The organism is Mitsuaria sp. GD03876, assembly GCF_029840635.1.
In the GTDB taxonomy this organism is placed as follows: Bacteria; Pseudomonadota; Gammaproteobacteria; order Burkholderiales; family Burkholderiaceae_C; genus Roseateles.
This window is the reverse complement of sequence record NZ_JAOCCU010000051.1, coordinates 11,848-29,854: the sequence shown is the minus strand read 5'-3', so window position 1 is coordinate 29,854 and position 18,007 is coordinate 11,848. Positions and strand designations below refer to the sequence as shown.

General features: G+C 67.9%; 13 protein-coding genes. 12 read left to right on the top strand and 1 reads right to left on the bottom strand.

The genetic code is table 11. The annotated features are described in order from the left end of the window. Nucleotides 1-148: 148 nt before the first annotated feature. The 5 genes from N5D62_RS24005 to N5D62_RS23985 all read left to right on the top strand — a co-directional run bounded on the left by N5D62_RS24005 (nt 149) and on the right by N5D62_RS23985 (nt 9,637). Nucleotides 149-3,589: an FG-GAP-like repeat-containing protein gene (locus N5D62_RS24005; protein WP_279760476.1), complete on the top strand. Its 3,441-nt coding sequence runs from the start codon at nt 149-151 to the stop codon at nt 3,587-3,589. An 84-nt stretch (nt 3,590-3,673) separates the two neighbouring features. Beyond that, a complete protein-coding gene (locus N5D62_RS24000; protein WP_279760475.1) occupies nt 3,674-7,822 on the top strand; it encodes an RHS repeat-associated core domain-containing protein in 4,149 nt (1,382 codons plus the stop codon). 513 nt (nt 7,823-8,335) lie between these two features. After that, nucleotides 8,336-8,758 (top strand): hypothetical protein, encoded by a 423-nt coding sequence (locus N5D62_RS23995; RefSeq protein ID WP_279760474.1) that lies wholly within the window; start codon nt 8,336-8,338, stop codon nt 8,756-8,758. Then, entirely contained in the window at nt 8,755-9,111 is a 357-nt protein-coding gene (locus N5D62_RS23990) for a hypothetical protein (protein ID WP_279760473.1), read from the top strand. Before N5D62_RS23995 ends, N5D62_RS23990 begins: the two co-directional genes overlap by 4 nt. Then, nucleotides 9,095-9,637 carry a hypothetical protein gene (locus N5D62_RS23985; protein WP_279760472.1) on the top strand — a complete coding sequence of 181 codons (543 nt, stop codon included), beginning with the start codon at nt 9,095-9,097 and terminating at the stop codon, nt 9,635-9,637. The genes N5D62_RS23990 and N5D62_RS23985 overlap by 17 nt, the downstream gene beginning before the upstream one ends. Before the next feature lie 26 nt (nt 9,638-9,663). Here the strand turns inward: N5D62_RS23985 and N5D62_RS23980 are convergent, their stop codons facing one another. Then, nucleotides 9,664-10,221 (bottom strand): hypothetical protein, encoded by a 558-nt coding sequence (locus N5D62_RS23980; protein WP_279760471.1) that lies wholly within the window; start codon nt 10,219-10,221, stop codon nt 9,664-9,666. A gap of 262 nt (nt 10,222-10,483) precedes the next feature. On the opposite strand from N5D62_RS23980, the gene N5D62_RS23975 reads away from it, so the two are divergent. The 7 genes from N5D62_RS23975 (at nt 10,484) to N5D62_RS23945 (ending at nt 17,858) form a co-directional block, all read left to right on the top strand. Beyond that, nucleotides 10,484-10,978, top strand: coding sequence for a gluconokinase (locus tag N5D62_RS23975; protein WP_279760484.1), 495 nt, complete (start codon nt 10,484-10,486; stop codon nt 10,976-10,978). Next, the gene (locus N5D62_RS23970; RefSeq protein WP_279760470.1) at nt 10,975-11,505 is read left to right on the top strand and encodes a TRAP transporter small permease subunit; all 531 of its coding nucleotides are present in this window, start codon (nt 10,975-10,977) and stop codon (nt 11,503-11,505) included. Before N5D62_RS23975 ends, N5D62_RS23970 begins: the two co-directional genes overlap by 4 nt. Nucleotides 11,506-11,523: 18 nt before the next feature. Beyond that, nucleotides 11,524-12,816: a TRAP transporter large permease subunit gene (locus tag N5D62_RS23965; protein ID WP_279760469.1), complete on the top strand. Its 1,293-nt coding sequence runs from the start codon at nt 11,524-11,526 to the stop codon at nt 12,814-12,816. Nucleotides 12,817-12,869: 53 nt separating this feature from the next. Continuing rightward, complete coding sequence (locus N5D62_RS23960; RefSeq protein WP_279760468.1) at nt 12,870-13,901, top strand: TRAP transporter substrate-binding protein; 1,032 nt, start codon at nt 12,870-12,872, stop codon at nt 13,899-13,901. 223 nt (nt 13,902-14,124) lie between these two features. After that, nucleotides 14,125-14,979, top strand: a complete 855-nt coding sequence (locus N5D62_RS23955; RefSeq protein WP_279760467.1) for a transporter substrate-binding domain-containing protein — start codon at nt 14,125-14,127, stop codon at nt 14,977-14,979. 334 nt (nt 14,980-15,313) lie between these two features. Further along, nucleotides 15,314-16,675 (top strand): hypothetical protein, encoded by a 1,362-nt coding sequence (locus tag N5D62_RS23950; RefSeq protein WP_279760466.1) that lies wholly within the window; start codon nt 15,314-15,316, stop codon nt 16,673-16,675. 61 nt (nt 16,676-16,736) lie between these two features. Then, nucleotides 16,737-17,858, top strand: coding sequence for a patatin-like phospholipase family protein (locus tag N5D62_RS23945; RefSeq protein WP_279760465.1), 1,122 nt, complete (start codon nt 16,737-16,739; stop codon nt 17,856-17,858). Nucleotides 17,859-18,007: the final 149 nt, after the last annotated feature.

The window sequence follows — 18,007 nt, the reverse complement described above, 5'->3', positions numbered from 1 at the left end:
CAGGGAAAGACCTGACCCTGTCCGTCACGAACTCAGAAAAAGGCGAAGCGATACTTCGCTTTGACAGAACCAAATACTTCTTCGCAAAGGCGACGCGATCGGCCGGTGAGCCGACGGGTCAGCGCCTGCGGCGATCCAGGGAGGATCCATGAATCGATGGGCTGTGGCGCCGCTGCGCGCCGGGCGGATGCTCGCGTGCGCCTTCGTCGGCGCTGTCATGGCGACCGGCGCGTTCGCGCAGATCAGCGTCTCGAGTTCCGGCAGCCCGGCCTACAGCCAGGCGATCGGCGTGCCCCCGGGCATCGGCGGCATGCAGCCCAACCTGAGCCTCATGTACGCCGGCGGCGGGGTCAACGGCCCGGTGGGGCATGGCTGGTCGCTGCAGGGCATCTCGATGATCACGCGCTGCCCGGCCACCCGCTACACCGATGGCCGGCCCGGCGGCGTCGTGTTCGGCCCGGGCGACAAGCTGTGCCTGGACGGCCAGCGCCTGATCCAGACGGATGCGTCGGGCAATGTCGTGGCGTTCCCGCAGGTCGACGATGTCAAGGGCCTGTCCAGCGGCTGGCGGGAGTACCGCACCGAGAAGGACAGCTTCGTGCGCGTGCGGGCCTACGGCCAGACCGGCAGCGACGCGGCCAACGGGCCGCAGTACTTCAAGGTCTGGACCAAGGCCGGCCAGATCTATGAATACGGCAACTCGCCGTCGGCGGACGTCAACACCAAGGCGTCGGTCGTCGCGCAGGGCAAGACGGCGGTGATGGTGTGGGCGGTGGCGCGCATCAGCGACGTCGTCGGCAACTACATCGACTTCAAGTACGAGAACGACGAGCGCGACTGGGGCAGCCACGCCTACAACGTCACCGGGCCGGGCCGCGAATGGAACATCCGCGAGATCCAGTACACCGGCAACGGCAGCCAGCTGCCCAGCAACAAGGTGGTCTTCCGTTACTCGAGTCGGACCAGCGACGCGGCGGAGTCCTACCAGCAGGGCTCGAAGAACGTCAGCGTGCGGCGCCTGGACGCGATCGACACCTACATCAACTCGCCGACGACCGCGCCGGCCGAGCCGGGCGCGGCGCCCGCGGGCGGGCTCTTCGTCAAGCGGGTGCGCATCGACTACGCCCAGGGCGGCCTGACCGGCCGCGCGCGCGTGGCGGCGATCTCCGAATGCGTCGGCGCCAACGCCAGCCAGTGCCTGCCGCCGGCGCGCTTCAACTACGCCACCGGCAGCGCGTACCGCGTGGCCTCGACCAGCTTCAACCTGCCGTCGACCAAGCTGTCCTCGATGGATGGCAAGTACGGCGTGATGGCGGGGGACTTCAACGGCGACGGCCGCACCGACCTGATCCGCTGGGCCGAGAACGCCGGCGAGACGCAGCTGCTGCAGAGCAACGGCGACGGCAGCTTCAGCAGCGTCGCGACCTCGCTGACGTCGATGGGCGCGCTCAACCGCGCCGACGGCTGCATCTCGTCCACGGTGGCCGACGTCAATGGCGACGGGCTGCCCGACGTGATCCGCGTGTTCAACGACCTGAACTCCAGCGGCGGCTCCTGCGGCCAGACGGCGCGCGCGGAGTTCCTCATCAACCAGGGCAGCGGCAGCTTCCAGACGCGGCAACTGCTGGACACCGGCAACGCGCAGATCGCGTTCAAGCGCCAGGTGTCGAATCCGCTGTCGCGGCAGTTCTGCGGCGATGTCGCCGCGGCGGGCAACGACGAGCGCTCGCGCGACCTGATCCTGGCGATCATCGGCCAGTGCGCGGGCAACACCTACTGGACCGGCTTTGGATGGACCGCCGGGGCGACCTACTACTTCATGGACGTCAACGGCGACGGGCGGATGGACATCATCACGTCGACGCTGCCGGCGCGCGCGCCCGCGGATCCGCGCGACGACCCGAACGCCGACGAGGACTATCCGATCTGCAACGCCTGCACCAAGGTCTACCTGGCGCAGGCCGACGGCCGCTTCGCGCTGACGCCCACCAACGTCGACAACATCGGGCTGTACTCGGATCCGGGGCGCTTCGGCGCGCTGAACTCGTGGACCTACGTGCGCGACACCAACGGCGACGGCCTGGCCGACCTGCTGTCGGCGGGCGCGCCGCGCAAGTACCGCAACTGGACCTCCAACGGCGACGGCAACTTCTCGGCGCAGGTCTATTCCGGCGGCAGCTCGTGCGCGGTGTCGCTGGACTTCAACGGCGACGGGCGCTCGGACTGCCTGCAGCCGGGCACCGGCGGCACGAACAACGCGCTGCGCGCGGGCTACTCGAGCACCGGACCGCTCTACGTCGCCAACTTCAACCTGACGGGCGCGTCGCAGGGCCTGAGCAGCAACGGCGGCAACTCGATCGGGCAGAACTACGGCGTCTACGCGATCGACGTCAACGGCGACGGGCGCGACGACCTGATCCGCTGGCACGACAACGCGTCGCTGAACCAGCTGTTCCTGTCCAACGGCGACGGCACCTTCGGCGAGGCGCCGATGAGCGCGCTGGGCGAGATGAACGGGATGATCCTGGGCCAGAGCGACGGGACCTATGACCTGCTGATGGGAGACTTCCGCGGGCTGGGCTCGGTGGAGTTCCTGCGGATCTCGCGCAACGCGCCGGACCTGAGCGACCTGAGCAAGAAGAACAAGCTCTTCGTCGCGTCGAACGTCGAGACGGCGGACCGGCTCGTCAGCTACGTGTCGCCGACGGGGCTCAAGACCACGGTGAACTACGAGGCGATGGCCAGCGGCCGCGTCGCCAACGACGCGGGCACCGGCTTCAAGGCCCAGTACCCGTTCACCGATGTGATGATGCCGGGCCAGATCGTGGGCTCGCTGGACCAGGAGTCGGGCGTGGGCGCGGAGACGGTGCGCACCGAGTTCGGCTACACCGGCATGAAGGCCGCGGTGGACGGGCGCGGGCTGCTGGGCTTCCGCCAGACGGTGCAGCAGAACGCCGCGCCCAATGGCGAGGCGCTGAGCGTGTGGACGGACTTCCTGCTGGAGGAACCGTACGCGGGCGTGGCCAAGCGCACGCAGACGCGCCGTGGCGCCTGGAACGCGCCGGGCGCGGCCCTGCTGAGCCAGACCGAGAACGTCTATTGCGACCGCACGTCGGGGACCAATCCGGATTCGGCCAGCGTGGATGCGCCGTGCGCGACGACGGCCAGGATCACGCGGCCCTACCTGCGCCGCAGCATCGAGTCGGGCTGGGACCTCAACGGCACGCCGCTGCCGGTGGTCACGACGCTCAACACCTACAACGACACGGGCGACCCGACGCAGATCGTGGTGACCACGCGCGGCACGGTGGCGGGGCAGGCGGACCAGGTGTCGACGAAGACGACGACCAACACCTACTGCGCGCCGGACACGGCGAACTGCGCCAACAAGATCGCGGGCGACAACTGGATCCTGGGGCGGCTGAGCCGCGCGACGGTGACCAACTCGGTGCCCAAGCTGATCGACGTGCTCAACGCGAGCGCGGGCACGTCCCCGACGGCGACGGCCACGACCGGCAGCCAGGCGGTCCAGCCGCCGATGAATCCGGCGGTGCTGTCGGCCATCCTGCAGCTGCTGCTGGATGACTGAGCGCGCGACGCGCCTGAACAGTCCCCGAACGGGAACCACGACAAGAACCGCACGTCCGAGCTGATCGGACCAGGGAGAGAGAGCATGCGTGCATTCCGGCTCGCGATGTCCGAGGGGTCGACCGGTGGTCAGGCGCGGCGCGCCTGGCGCGGGGCCCGCGTCGGGCTGACGGCGCTGATGGGGGCGGCGGGGCTGATGGGGTGGGGCGCCGCGCAGGCGGACCCGTCCTACAGCTACAGCCGCACGAGCGCGTTCACGTACAAGGCCAACGGCCTGCTCGAGAGCGAGACCGTCGAGCCGGACCAGCCCAACCTGTGCGTCACGACGAGCTACACCTACGGCGACGCGTACGGGAACAAGACGGCGACGACCACGGCCAACTGCGCGGGCGCGTCGACGACGGCGCAGTTCGCGCAACGCGGCGCGTCGGCGAGCTACCTGACGCAGACGGTGACCGTGGCGGGGGTGAGCGTGGTCGTGCCGGCGGGGACGTTCGCGACCAATGCGGCCAACGCGCTGAGCCAGGGCGAGACGCGGACCTACGACCCGCGCTTCGGCGCGGTGACGCGGCTGGTCGGTCCCAACGGCGAGGCGGTGGCGACGAGCTGGGCGGTCGACGACTTCGGCCGCAAGGTGCTGGAGACGCGCGCGGACGGCACGAGCACGGCGGTCTATTACTGCTGGCTGAAGGTCTTCAACCCGTCCACCGGGGCGATGGACCCGGCCACCAGCGGGAATGCGACCTCCAGCAGCGCGGGTTGCCATAACGGCACGTCGCCGCAGATCGGCGCGCCCATCGAGGGCGAAGTGCCGGCGGACGCGGTGCGCTTCGAGCACACGGTGGCGCTCAAGGGCGGCGCGGCGATCTCGGGCTACTCACGGGTGTACTTCGATCGCGCGGGTCGAAAGATCCGCAGCGTCGCGCAGGGCTTCGACGGCAACGACCAGCCCGGCGGCGCGCGGCTGATCGCGCAGGACGTCGACTACAACCGGTACGGCGTGGCGGTGATCTCGACGCAGCCGTACTTCCTCAACACGGGCTCGTCGACCACGGGCAACAGCGCCTACGGCCTGTCCAAGACCGAGTACGACGCGCTCGGTCGCGCCACGGCGGTCTACACGGTCGACACCAGCGTGACGGACCAGCAGACCGGCGGCAACGCCGGCGTGGTCGTGCTGCCGGGCAATCGCGGCGGTGCGCGGCAGATGGCGAAGTCCAGCGTCAGCTATGACGGGCTGACGACGGTTTCCACCGATGACCAGGGCCATACCAAGGTCGAGGAGAAGAACCTCGACGGGCAGGTCATCCGCACGCGCGATGCGATGAGCGCGGAGGTGGTGCATCAGTACGACGCCTTCGGCAACCTGGTGATCACGAAGGATCCGCTGGGCAACCGCATCACCGTCGACTTCGACGCGCGCGGCCGCAAGGTCGCGATGAACGATCCGGATGCCGGCGTCGTCGCGTACTGCTACGACGCGCTGGGGCAGCTCAAGGCGCAGCAGAGCTCCGTGATGCGCGGTGGCCACACGCCGGGCGCGTGCCCGGCCGTGGACGCCTCCACGACCGCGACGCCGGTGGCGGGCTGGACCACGATGGCCTACGACGCGCTGGGGCGCATGACCAGCCGCGCGGAGCCGGAGTACACGTCCTCGTGGAGCTACGACGGCTGCGCGATGGGCAAGGGCAAGCTGTGCCAGAGCAGCACCAGCCATGGCGTGACGCGCAAGGTCGCGTACGACGCGCTGGGCCGCGTGGAGAAGCAGCGCACCGACATCGCGGGCGACTTTAGCGCCGGCACGGCGATGAGCTACGACGCCAATGGGCGACTGCTCACGCAGACCTACCCGACGGGGGTGAAGCTCCGCTACCAGTACACCGCGCTGGGTTTCCTGCGCGCGGTGACGCTGGATACGCAGGTGAACGTCGGCGGCACGACGCTGGCGGCGGGCTCGGCGTTGTGGACCGCGAGCACGTTCAACGCATGGGGCAAGGCCGAGCAGTCGAGCTACGGCAACGGCATCAACAACCACGCGAACTTCCTGTCCGACACCGGACGGCTGGCCGGCCTGACGGCGGGCGGCGGCGCGAGCAATTCGGCCGTCAACCAGAGCTACAAGTGGGACAGCCTGGGCCTGCTGTTGCGTCGCGTGGACGCGCTGGGCGATGGCGGTGGCGTGGGGGCGCTGGATACCTTCGCTTATGACGCGCTGGGCCGGCTGACGCAATACGACGTGTCGGGCGGCGGCGCGGCGGGCACCAGCATCCGCACGGTGACGCTGCAATACAACGCGCTGGGCATGCTGCTGTCCAAGAGCGATGTCGGCAACTATGTCTACGGCGCGCAGGGCGTGGCCAACGGCAAACCGCACGCGGTGCAGGGCATCCAGAACCAGGGTCAGAACTTCGGCTACGACCTGAACGGCAACGCGACCTCAGCCACGGGCGGCAAGTGGCGCACGGTGACGTACACCAGCTTCAACATGGCTGACGCCATCACCGGCGCCGGTCCGACCAGCACCTGGAAGTACGACGAGAGCCACCAGCGGATCAAGGAGACCAAGTCCAACCGGATCACCTGGTACCTGCACCCGGACAACGCAGGCGGCTTGGGCTTCGAGCGCGAGGTCGCGTCCAATGGCACGCAGAGCAACCGGCATTACGTCAGCGCGGGTGGCCAGTCGATCGCGGTGCTGGTGACCAACGGTGCGTTGCCGACGCTGGATGCCGCGGCGATGGCGCCGGCGGACCTGGGCGTGGTGTCGGCGCTCAAGCTCGAGTACTGGCACAAGGACCAGCTTGGCAGCCTGATCGCGACAAGCGACCACGCGGGCAACGTGACGGCGCGTTACGCCTACGACCCCTTCGGCAAGCGCCGCTACACCAACACCGCCTACGACCCGTACGGCAACCTGGTGGTGGACTGGAAGCCCGACGGCAGCCCGGGCACCGATCGCGGCTTCACCGGCCACGAGCATCTGGACGACATGGGCATCGTCCACATGAACGGCCGGCTGTATGACCCGACCCTGGGTCGGATGATGCAACCCGACCCGTTCGTGCAGGAGATGCTCAACCTGCAGAACTATGACCGCTATGCGTACTGCTACAACAGCCCGCTGATCTGCACGGATCCGACGGGGTACTCCTTCCTGTCGAAGATCTGGAAGAAATTCAAGCCGATCATCATTGCCGTCGCGGTTGCCCTCATTGCACCGGAAGCATTGGGATATCTAACGAACTACTCTGCAAACTTCGTCGTCATGGGTACGACCGGTACGCTTGAGTTGACTTCTCTCGGTACAGCTGTTTCCGGGTTCGCTGCAGGCGCGATTTCTTCGGGAAATTTGAAGGGCGCTCTACAGGGAAGTTTGCGTGCAGGCTTGTTCAGCTTTGCTGGTGACGCGATTACTCAGACTGGATCGTTTGAGGGGAGCGCCAATGGCGGTTGGGGGGAAAACTCTTGGCAGGCTGTTGCGTTGCATGGAGTAGCTGGCTGTGTCACCTCGGTCGCAGAAGGCGGGAGGTGCGGCAGCGGCATGTTGAGCGCCTCGCTCTCGCAAGTAAGTCTTGGCTACAAGATGGCGTTTGCAGACGCGGTGGGAAATCGCCTGATCGGCGGCATGATCGCGAGTACCGTCGTAGGAGGCACTGGCTCCGTGTTGGGCGGTGGAAGCTTCGCAAATGGTGCCAAGACGGCGGCATGGGGGTACCTGTACAACCTCTGTAACCCGACGCACGGAACGGACTGCTTCTCCGACTTGCGGTCAGTTCTTTATGACAGTCCGCTTGCTAAAGCTTGGTACTCGGTGTTTGGAAATCCCAATGATCCGGTGGTGAATACGTATTACGCCGGCTTCACTATGACGGCTTCTGTTATTCGTGGTTATAGTTTTCAAACCGGGCTTGTGTATACGCCGGGCGAGGATTTTGGACTATTCTTTTCTGACTCGAAAGTGTATGGGTTTGATGGTAGTGCTGGCTATGTAATGGGATACAATCGGGGCCCTCTGTCTAGCTTCCAGGGCGAGGCTACTAGTGTCAATCTAGGGTTTGGAGTGATGGGCTTTGGTCCTGGATATGGCTTTACGATGTCGAACGGAGCATACACCGGGAGCGCCCTTGCTATTGGTCTAAAAGGAGTGCCGCCGGTTGGTGGCACCCTATCTGTTGGAACTTACAAGACCTGTACTTTGACGGTTGGAAAAACTAAGGCCGGTTGCGGGGGGTAGTTGTTGTGTTTGATACGTTGCTAAAAGCGCTGGTGATCATTTTAATGATTGCTGGACTGATTACCATGATTCGCGGTATTCATATGGCTTCGCGTCAGTTTTCAAGGAGTGTGGCCGGCCTTGTAAAGCCTGAACGCGGTGTCGACGGGAGGGTGCGCGACGTTACGCAACCCACTCAAGAAGGGGTTCATGCTGCAAAAGCCCTTTTTCGTAATGTTCTAACGTTCTTGGCCATTGAGGGAATTGCGGCCGCAGTGCTCCTTCTGAGGAATTGGCTCTACGGCTAAGCGCGATCGCGTGTTTCTAGAAGTCGTCCTGAGTGAGTATGCTGCGTAAGTTTCTCGGAATTCTGGCGCTACATTGGAGCCCGACATGTCGATCCACTTGATGCCGTCGGGTAGTACTGCTGTAGGCGACATTTCGGAGTGGCATGCGATGCAAGGCGGTGGATTTCTGCTCCGACCAGTTTCCCAGGATTGCCAAGGCGAATGAACGACGCGAAGGAATGACGCCATGTCGATCACGCGCCATTTGTTCGGACCGTCGATGGCGATCTGCCTCGGCCTGATCAGTCTGAATTCCTCGGCGTTCCAGATCCTGAATGGACCGGTGTTCGCCAATGGGGGGACTTCGACCGCCGAGTTCGCATTCATCCAGGCCGATGGTCAGGTGAGGGCGCTCGCTGAGATCCGCCCGGGTTCACTCTTCGGCTCGCGCGATCCCGTTCCGCAGGGGGCCATCCGAGTCACCTCGAATGGCCGTCAATTTGAGCTGGACGATGCGTCACGCTCTCGCCAAGCGCGGGACTTGAGACAGTCCCGCCAAGCGTGGGTTTTCGACGGGGAGCAGGTCTGCGTGCTTGAAAGCCGTCTGGTCGCGGAGGCGGCTTCCGCCCGTTGTCCAAAGATTCCTGAGCAGAAGGGGGAAGGGTCGTGAAGCCACTGGAAGTTTCCGCCGGGCTGCTGGCCGTCGCATGCTTCATCCCATTTGCGGCTGACGCCCAGGAGTACCGCCCGCTGCAGGGCAAGTACGCGATCGCCGGAGCGCATCTCGTCGATCCGGCCCCTGGCGAGAAACGTGATCGCGCGGTGATGTTCATCGAAGGCGATGCTGCGGCCGACATGTTCAAGGACATGCCCCAAAAGGCCGTCAAGGATCAATGCGCCGGGGACTTGGTCTCCAAGAGCGCGGGCAACCTTGTTTGCTCGAAGGCCAACGACGGCAAGTACTTCTGCTCGTTTGCAGTCGGCCTCAAGGATGGACGCCTGTTGAATGGCAGATCCTGCTGATCAGGGCCACGTGTTCGCCAAGCTGATCGTGCTCGGCCTGCTCGTGGCGCAGCCCGTGCTCGCCTCGGCCAAGGAGTACCGCAACGACGCCTTCGGCTTCCGGATGACCCTGCCGGATTCGATGAACGTCTGCACCACGCCTGTGCCTGCGCCCGATCACGGATTCCTGGTCATCGAATCAGGCGCCGATTGCGATGACGCAACCCGCCAACCGCTGATGGAGCTCTTCGTCGAGCACAACTCGCTGCCGTTGGGAAACACACCGAAGGAAGTCGCGGCGAAAGCCTGCAATGGAATTGCCCGCGATACGCGATGGGCTCGGGGTGGCGCTGCGATCTTCGAATGCGAACCCGCGATGAGAGACGGTCGCGCGACCCAGTCTTATGTCCTCGTCCAGACCGCGAAACGCCCGGATCCCGAAGACTGGACGATCGTCGTCATGTCTCTCTTTGGAAAGACACCGGCGAGCGTGCCGGACCGAAGACATGCGCGTTCGCTTTTTGCTCGCCTGAGATGGACGCGATAACTCGGCCTTGCTTTTGCGGGGCAAGTTCAGCCCAGTTTGCCTGCACCCGGATACCGCGCCTCCTTGAACAACTCCCGCGCCTGACGCCGCGCCTTGTCCATCGCCTCTTTCAAGCGCTCGCCTTCATAGCCCATCTCGCGGAAGAACGATTCCCGCGGCCAGGTGAGGTAGGGCGCCAAACTCTCCCGATCCTCATCGCTGAGCGGTTCCGCGAGCACCGGCTCCAGCGCCCGCACCTGCGGCCACGGCGCGTTCGCGACCACCGCCGCGGCGAACGGCATCAGCTTCGCGATGTTGTCGATCGACGGCCGATCCCGCAGCGGCTCAAGGTCGCAGACGAAGCTGAATTCAAAGGTGTTGCCTCGCTGCCCCCATTCATTCGGCCGCCACGCGCGACGAGCGTCCTCGTACAACATGAGATTCACGATGTCGACGCCCTTGGCTTCCGGACCTCGGAGTTCCTCCCGGATCGGCCTGAGCCTGCGCTGGAACCATTCGGCGAACGCCCAATGCGTGAAGCTCAGGTAGCGCTCATACCGCTCGCCGCGCGGGAAGTAATAGAACCGGAACGTTCGAATGGTCATCGGCGGAGGGTACCCAACCGGCAACCCCTCGCGCCATGAAACCCCGCGTAATCCCTATCCTGGTGCCTCGACGCACCACCTAAGATAGCGCTATCCCGCCGTACCGGTCACTCCGCGCGGCGGGCCGCCTCCCGCGACGAGGCCTCGACGGCGACCCCGGATTCCCCGACTCGCCGTCTCTTTTCAGACTTCGGGATAGCGCTATCCAATGACCTCGCCCCAAGCCACCGCCGCCGCCATCTCCGCCCGCGCCATCGTCGTGATGGGCGTGGCCGGCTGCGGCAAGACCAGCGTCGGCGACGCGCTCGCCCAGGCGCTCGGCTGGGCCTTCATCGAAGGCGACGCCCACCACGCCCCGGCCTCGATCGCCAAGATGCAGGCCGGCCTGCCCCTCACCGACGAGGACCGCTGGGGCTGGCTCGAGCGCCTCGGCCAGTTGCTCGTCGAGCAATCCCCCGTCGTGCTGAGCTGCTCCGCGCTCAAGCGCGCCTACCGCGACCGCCTGCGCCGCGCCTGCCCGTCGCTGCGCTTCGTCCACCTCGACATCGACAAGCCGCTCGCGCTGCAGCGCGTCGCCGCCCGGGCGGCCGGCCACATCTTCCCGGCGAGCCTGGTCGACAGCCAGTTCGCCACGCTCGAGCCGCCGACGGGCGAGCCCGGCGTCGTGACGGTCCCGGCGGCGCTCGCGCTGCCGGAACAGGTCGCGCGCGCCCTCGCGCTGCTGGCGTCGCACAACAACCCGGAGACCGCGCCATGACCGCCCCCATCCAGGACGCCCACGACCCCGCCGCCGCCGCGCCCCGCTCGCGCTGGCAGACCGCCAGCGAGGCCGCCATGGCGCTGTGCCTGGGCGTCATGGCGCTCGCGGTCTTCGTCAACGTCGTGCTGCGCTACGGCTTCGGCAGCGGCATCGCCGCCAGCGAGGAACTCTCCCGGCTGCTGTTCGTCTGGATGGTCTTCATCGGCGCCACCGCCGCCTACCCGCTGGGCGAGCACATGGCCTTCACCAGCCTGCTGCTGCCGCTGCGCCGCAAGCCCGGCGCGCTGCGCGTCATCACCGCGCTGATCCGCGTCGCCGTCATCGCCGCGGCCGTCATGGTCGGGTGGGGCGCCTGGCAGCAGGTCGTCGTCGGCCTGGACAGCAACTCCGTCGTGCTGGGCTACTCCAACGCGCTGCTGCCGCTGCCCGCGCTGCTGTCCTGCGCCGCCATCGCGGTCATGGCGCTGTGGGAGTTGCTCCGCAACCGGCCGCTCGACCTCGAGCACGAGTCCGACGTCGAGTAAGGGCAGGGCGCCACGATCATGAGCAACGAAGCACTCTCCTTCATCGTCTTCTCGGCCGGCATGGTGCTGCTGATGGGCCTGGGCATCCCGATGGCCTTCGCGCTGGTGCTGACCGGCGCCGGCATGGCCTGGGCGCTGGACTTCTGGGACACCCAGCTGCTGGCGCAGAACCTGGTCGCGGGCATCGACAGCTTCCCGCTGCTGGCCGTGCCGTTCTTCATCCTCGCCGGCGAGCTGATGAACGCCGGCGGCATCAGCCGGCGGATCATCCAGATGGCGCAGGCCTGGGTCGGCCACATCCCCGGCGGGCTGGGCTTCGTGGCCATCGGCGCCGCGGTGCTGATGGCCAGCATGAGCGGCTCGGCCCTGGCCGACACCGCCGCCCTGGCCACCATCCTGCTGCCGATGATGCAGCGCCACGGCTATCCGATGGCCACCTCCGCCGGGCTCATCGCCTCGGGCGGCATCATCGCGCCCATCATCCCGCCGTCGATGCCGTTCGTGATCTACGGCGTGACGACCAACACCTCGATCTCCGCGCTGTTCATCTCCGGCATCGTGCCGGGCCTCGTCATGGGCCTGGGCCTGCTGATCGCCTGGAAGCTGCAGCTGCGCAAGATCGACCTGCCGCCCGGCACCGCGCTGCCGATGGCCGAGCGCCTCAAGGCCACCGCCCAGGCCTTCTGGGCGCTGCTGATGCCGCTGATCATCATCGGCGGCATGAAGACCGGCATCTTCACACCCACCGAGGCCGCCGTCGTCGCCGCGTTCTACGCGCTGGTGATCAGCTTCGTCGTGCACCGCGAGATGGGCCTGCGCCAGCTGCACGGCGTGCTCGTGCGCGCGGCCAAGACGACGGCGATCGTGATGTTCCTGTGCGCCGGCGCCCAGGTGGCCAGCTACATGATCACGCTGGCCGACCTGCCCGGGGTGCTCAGCGGCTGGCTCGGCGGGCTGATCGAGTCGCCCCGCCTGCTGATGGCGCTGATGATGCTGATCCTCGTGGTCATCGGCACCGCGCTGGACCTGACGCCCACGATCCTGATCTTCGCCCCGGTGATGCTGCCCATCGCCGTCAAGGCCGGCATCGACCCGGTGTACTTCGGCCTGATGTTCGTGCTCAACGGCGCCATCGGCCTGATCACGCCGCCGGTGGGCACCGTGCTCAACGTCGTGGCCGGCGTGGGCCGGCTGTCGATGCACCAGGTCATCAAGGGCGTCAACCCGTTCCTGATCACCTACACGCTGATCCTGGTGATGTTCACCGTGTTCCCGGAGCTGGTCACCGCGCCCATCAAGTGGATGCGCTGACCGCTTCCCCCGAGATCCCTTTCCGACCGCGCTTCGTTCCCAAGGAGACAACCATGAGCAACAAGACCCGCCGCAGTACCCTGGCCACCGCCGTCGCGCTGGCCGCGATCGCGTTGAGCGCGTCGCTGCCCGCGCGCGCCGCCGACATCAAGCCGCGCCTGATCCGCTTCGGCTACGGCCTGGCCGAGAACAGCAACCAGGGCCGCGCGGTGAAGGTCTTCGCCGACGAGGTGCTCAAGCTCTCCGGCGGCAAGATGAAGGTGCGCGCCATCGGCGGCGCGGCGCTGGGCCCCGACACGCAGATGCAGCAGGCGCTGATCGGCGGCGCGCAGGAAATGATGGTCGGCTCGACCGCGACGCTGGTGGGCATCGCCAAGGAAATGGCGCTCTGGGACACGCCCTTCCTCGTCAACAACGTCCGCGAGGCCGACGCGTTGCTCGACGGCCCGGTCGGCGACAAGGTCCGCGCCAAGCTCACCGACAAGGGCCTGGTCGGCCTCGTCTACTGGGAGAACGGCTTCCGCAACCTGACCAACAGCAAGCACGCGGTCAACAAGCTGGAGGACCTCAACGGCATCAAGCTGCGCGTGATGCAGAACAACGTGTTCCTGGACAGCTTCAAGCAGCTGGGCGCCAACGCGGTGCCGCTGCCGTACTCGGAGCTGTTCACCGCGTTGGAGACCAACGCGGTGGACGGCCAGGAGAACCCGTACAACACCATCCTCTCGGCCAAGTTCTACGAGGTGCAGAAGTACCTGACCATGACGAACCACGTCTACAGCCCGTGGATCGTGACCGTGTCGAAGAAGTTCTGGGACAGCCTGTCCAAGGACGAGCAGGCGGTGCTGCAGCAGGCCGCCGTCAAGAGCCGCGACTTCGAGCGCAAGGACACCCGCGACGAGGCGGCCAAGGCGCTGGCCGAACTCAAGGCCAAGGGCATGGCGGTCAACGAGCTGAGCCCGGCCGAGACCGCGCGCATGCGCGACAAGCTCACCCGCGTGAACGCCGGCGTCGCCACGCAGGTCGGCATGGACCTGTGGAACGACACGCAAGGCCAGCTGGCCAAGCTGCGCGGCGGGAAGTGACCTCCTGGCCGCCGCGCGTCGCAGGCTACGACGGCGCGGCGGCTCGGTGTTTTCCCCGGCGCCGTTCGCGCACGAATGCGCATCCGGCGCGTCGCTTTCCGGCATCACTGAAAAAGACATTTCGTTACCGCCGCCTATCATGATTCGGACGTCCCGGGCTTGATGCGGGACAGGAAACCGGCGCGACGAAGCGCCTTCCCTGGGTTCGAAATCTGATTCGCGCATGCAACGACGACTTCTGACCCTGGCCGGCCTGGCCTGGCTCGGCGGCGCCCATGCCGCCGGGCGGCCCGCCGTGCCGCCGCCGACGCTCCCGCCGGGCGGCGCCGCCAATCCGACGCCCTCCGCCTCGGCGGGGCCGGCGGCCCCGCCGTCCTCCGGCGGTGCCGCGACCGCGTCGCTGCGCCTGCTCAGCGAGGAATTCCCGCCGATCAACTTCACCGAGGACGGCCTGCCGCGCGGCCTGTCGATCGACATCGTCCAGGCGATCCAGAAGCGGCTCGGCCAGTCGCTGCCCATCGAGTTCATGCCCTGGGCGCGCGCCTTCCGCGAGGCCCAGGACGGTCCGCCGACGGCGCTGTTCTCGATGGCCCGGATCCCGGAGCGCGAGAAGCTCTTCCAATGGGTCGGGCCGATCGTGTCCTTCCAGAGCACCTTCTACGCCAAGGCGGGCAGCGGCATCCGGCTGCGCTCGCTCGCCGAGGCGCGGCGCGCGCCCAAGGTGCTGGTGGTGCGGGACTGGTACACGCTGACGCAGCTGGAATCGGCGGGTTTCCGCAACCTGCAGCTGATCAGCGATCCGATCCAGGGCGTGCGGATGCTGGCCGCGGGCCGGGCGCCGCTGTTCGCCGCCGAGAAGCTGTCGATGCCCGAGACGCTGGCGCGAGCCGGCGTGGCGCGCCAGGCGCTGGAGGAGGTCTACTCGTTCGCCAGCAGCGAGGGCTACATCGCCTTCTCCCGCAGCACCCCGATCGGCACGGTGCACGCGTGGCAGGCGCAACTGGGCGAGCTCAAGCGCGACGGCACCTTCCAGGCGCTCTACAAGCGCTGGCTGCCCAACGATCCGGTGCCGAGGTAGGGCACGACAGGAGGCGGCGCCGCGATAGGAGGTGGCGCCGCGATATGAACGCGCGCCGAGACGGGAACGGGCGCCGCGACGGGAAACGGTGTCGCGGGAGAACCCGCGCGGGTCGGGCGCAACTGACCGTGTCCCCCGTCAACCGGTTGCGCCGATGCCCCCCTTGTCCATCGCCTCTCGAGAGGCTTGCGCCGAATCGTTCCCATCCCATCCCACCCCTGTCGACGCCGGCCCGCCCGCGCCGCCTGACGGCGGGCCGCCCGGACTGAGCACCGGCGACATCCGACAGGCCCGTGCCCTGATGAGCGCGGCGTGGTGGCCTCGCGGCCTGGGCGTGCTGCTGGACGAGGGACGATGGCGCCATGCCTTCGAGCCCGCCGGCGGCGTGCGCAGCTGGCTGCAGCTCGCGTCGCGGCCCGACGGATGGCACGCGCCCGCCCACGAGCCGAGGCATCCGCCGCCGGACGCCGGCGACGGGACGGCGGCCCAGCGGCCATCGCTGCTGGCAGGGCTCGTCAACGAACTCCGCATGCATCTGTGCGGACCTGGCGCGGCGGCACGGTCCCGCCTTCCGGGCGACGTCGCCACCTTGTTGGCCGAGCTCGAACGCTTGCAGGAACTGCCGTTCGACGACGCGCGGAGGCCGCGGATGCGGACGGGCCGCCGTCCCACGCCCGCCGACTTCCTTCCCGGCGAAACCCTGAGCGGCCCGACGCGCCTCAGCGGCGAGGAGGGCATCGACGCCCTCCGAGGACGTGTCGCGCAGTCGCTGGGCGCGGCGTTGCGGGAGCGCTTCGGCTGGGAGCGCCCGGCGACGGTGCATCCGGGTCCGATCGACCGCCTGGCCGACCAGTTGGCCAGCGCCGGCGACCGCGCGGTGGCGACACCCCGGTCGTGGTCGCTGAAGGTCGGGCGGGACCGGGACGTGGCGCTCGTGCTCCAGGACGGGGGCAAGGACACGGTGCTCGGCACGGTGCTCCCCGCCGGACCGCATCTGTCGGGCGTGGCGATCCTTCGCGCCGATCCGAAGGACGACCTCGCGGACGAGTGGGCGCGGGCCGGGACGCTCTACAACGGCGAGGTTCATGCCAACGGGAGGTTCATGCTCCCGCGGCCGATGGCCCGCGCGGACGCGCGCAGGCCGCTCGCCGGCCTCGACCTGGAGGGACGCCTGATGGTGATGGGCCATGGCCAGGGAAATCCGTTCGAGCTTGCCTTGCGCAGGGGCGGCATCGCGGCCCCCGGCATCCTGGGCGTCGGAGGTCTTCATCCCCAGGAATTGGCCCGGGAATTGGTCGCGCACGGACTGCCGCGTGGCTTCAAGGGCAGCATCCAGCTCCACGCCTGCGGGTCCGCGCAGACCCTGGGCACCGAGGCGACCTACGCCCACCAGTTCCAGCGGTCGCTGGCCGACCTGGGGTGGGACGAGGTGTCGGTCGCCGGACTCCCCGGGCGTGCCGCCGGGTTGCATAACCTCACCTTCGCGCTGCCGGCGGTGCCGACCGACGACCGGGTCGTGGACGAAGGGTCGGGCGTGGACCCACGCCCGAATCGCACCGTCGGGCTGGTCGACCCGATCCCTCGCGGTCGCCTCGGGTTCGTGGTGGGCTGGCGGGGCCATCTGGGGCCGGTCTCGAAGGCGGCCATGCCGGACGCCCCCGCCTCACCGAAGTCCGGGACGAGCCAGTCGCCTTGAACTGCTAGGCTGCGTCACCGCTTCTTCCGCCGCGCCGGTGGCGCGCCTTCCCGCCATGTCGATGTCTCCCCGTCCGATCGATCTCGCGCTGCAAGGCGGCGGTTCCCACGGCGCGTTCACCTGGGGCGTGCTGGACCGGCTGCTCGAGGACGGCCGGCTGCAGGTGGACGGCGTGTCCGGCACCAGCGCCGGCGCGATGAACGCCGCGGTCATGGCCACCGGTTTCGCCCGGGGCGGGGCGCTCGGCGCGCGCCAGGCGCTGTCGCGCTTCTGGCAGGACGTGTCCGGCGTGCCGGCCTGCTTCGGCGTCGTCGGCGAGGCGGCCGGGCCCGGCCAGGCCGCGCGCCTGGAGCTGCCGGCCTGGGTCTACAACCGCAGCGCCTGGCCCGGCTACGCGATGTGGGACGCCTGGCTGCGGCTGTGGAGCCCGTACCAGCTCAACCCGTTCAACCTCGATCCGCTGCGCGACATCGTCCAGCGGCACGTGGACGTCGAGGCGCTGCGCGACGGGCCGATGAAGGTCTTCGTCGTGGCGACCTCGGTGCGCACCGGCCAGCCGCGGGTGTTCAGCGGCGAGGACCTGAGCATCGAGGCGCTGATGGCCTCGGCCTGCCTGCCGCACGGCGCGCAGACGGTGGTCATCGACGGCGAGCCGTTCTGGGACGGCGGCTTCTCGGGCAACCCGGCGCTGTGGCCGCTGGTCTACGGCACCGCGTCCGACGACGTGCTGCTCATCCAGATCAACCCGCGCGAGCACGCCGGCATCCCGCGCACCGCCGCCGAGATCGACGACCGCATCAACGAGATCACCTTCAACGCCAGCCTGGTCGCGGAGCTGCGCGCGATCGCCTTCGTGCAGCGGCTGCTGCGCGACCGGCGCATCGATCCGACGCATTACAAGCAGATGCGGCTGCACCGCGTCGCCGACGAGGACGGCCTGGCGCCGTTCGGCGCCTCCAGCAAGCTCAACACCGACCCCGGGCTGCTGACCACGCTGTTCGGGCTGGGCCGGACCGCGGCGGACAAGTGGCTCGCGACCTGCGCCGCGCATGTCGGCCACGAGAGCACGCTGGACATCGGCGAGGTGTTCCTCGCGAACCGCGTGCGCAACGCGCGGCCGGCGATCCGGACCGCCGCCCGGCCGGGGAAGGCCAACAAAACCAATGAGGGCGGCAAGGCCTGACCCCGGCGCGGCCACGCGGCCGGCCCGTCGCGTGGATTCCTCCGACTGTGTCCAAGTGAAAGCCCGGGCCGCCCGTCGCGTTTCCTTAACGGAAGCGTCACGAGCGGCTCCGAACATCGCGCCCCATCGTTCGATGTGCGCAGACCGCG

Bases quoted from the DNA above. Each gene is read 5' to 3' on its own strand.
- N5D62_RS24005 (WP_279760476.1), top strand. From the start codon at position 149: ATGAATCGATGGGCTGTGGCGCCGCTGCGCGCCGGGCGGATGCTCGCG.
- N5D62_RS24000 (WP_279760475.1), top strand. From the start codon at position 3,674: ATGCGTGCATTCCGGCTCGCGATGTCCGAGGGGTCGACCGGTGGTCAG.
- N5D62_RS23995 (WP_279760474.1), top strand. From the start codon at position 8,336: ATGTCGATCACGCGCCATTTGTTCGGACCGTCGATGGCGATCTGCCTC.
- N5D62_RS23985 (WP_279760472.1), top strand. From the start codon at position 9,095: ATGGCAGATCCTGCTGATCAGGGCCACGTGTTCGCCAAGCTGATCGTG.
- N5D62_RS23980 (WP_279760471.1), bottom strand. From the start codon at position 10,221: ATGACCATTCGAACGTTCCGGTTCTATTACTTCCCGCGCGGCGAGCGG.
- N5D62_RS23975 (WP_279760484.1), top strand. From the start codon at position 10,484: ATGGGCGTGGCCGGCTGCGGCAAGACCAGCGTCGGCGACGCGCTCGCC.
- N5D62_RS23970 (WP_279760470.1), top strand. From the start codon at position 10,975: ATGACCGCCCCCATCCAGGACGCCCACGACCCCGCCGCCGCCGCGCCC.
- N5D62_RS23965 (WP_279760469.1), top strand. From the start codon at position 11,524: ATGAGCAACGAAGCACTCTCCTTCATCGTCTTCTCGGCCGGCATGGTG.
- N5D62_RS23960 (WP_279760468.1), top strand. From the start codon at position 12,870: ATGAGCAACAAGACCCGCCGCAGTACCCTGGCCACCGCCGTCGCGCTG.
- N5D62_RS23955 (WP_279760467.1), top strand. From the start codon at position 14,125: ATGCAACGACGACTTCTGACCCTGGCCGGCCTGGCCTGGCTCGGCGGC.
- N5D62_RS23945 (WP_279760465.1), top strand. From the start codon at position 16,737: ATGTCTCCCCGTCCGATCGATCTCGCGCTGCAAGGCGGCGGTTCCCAC.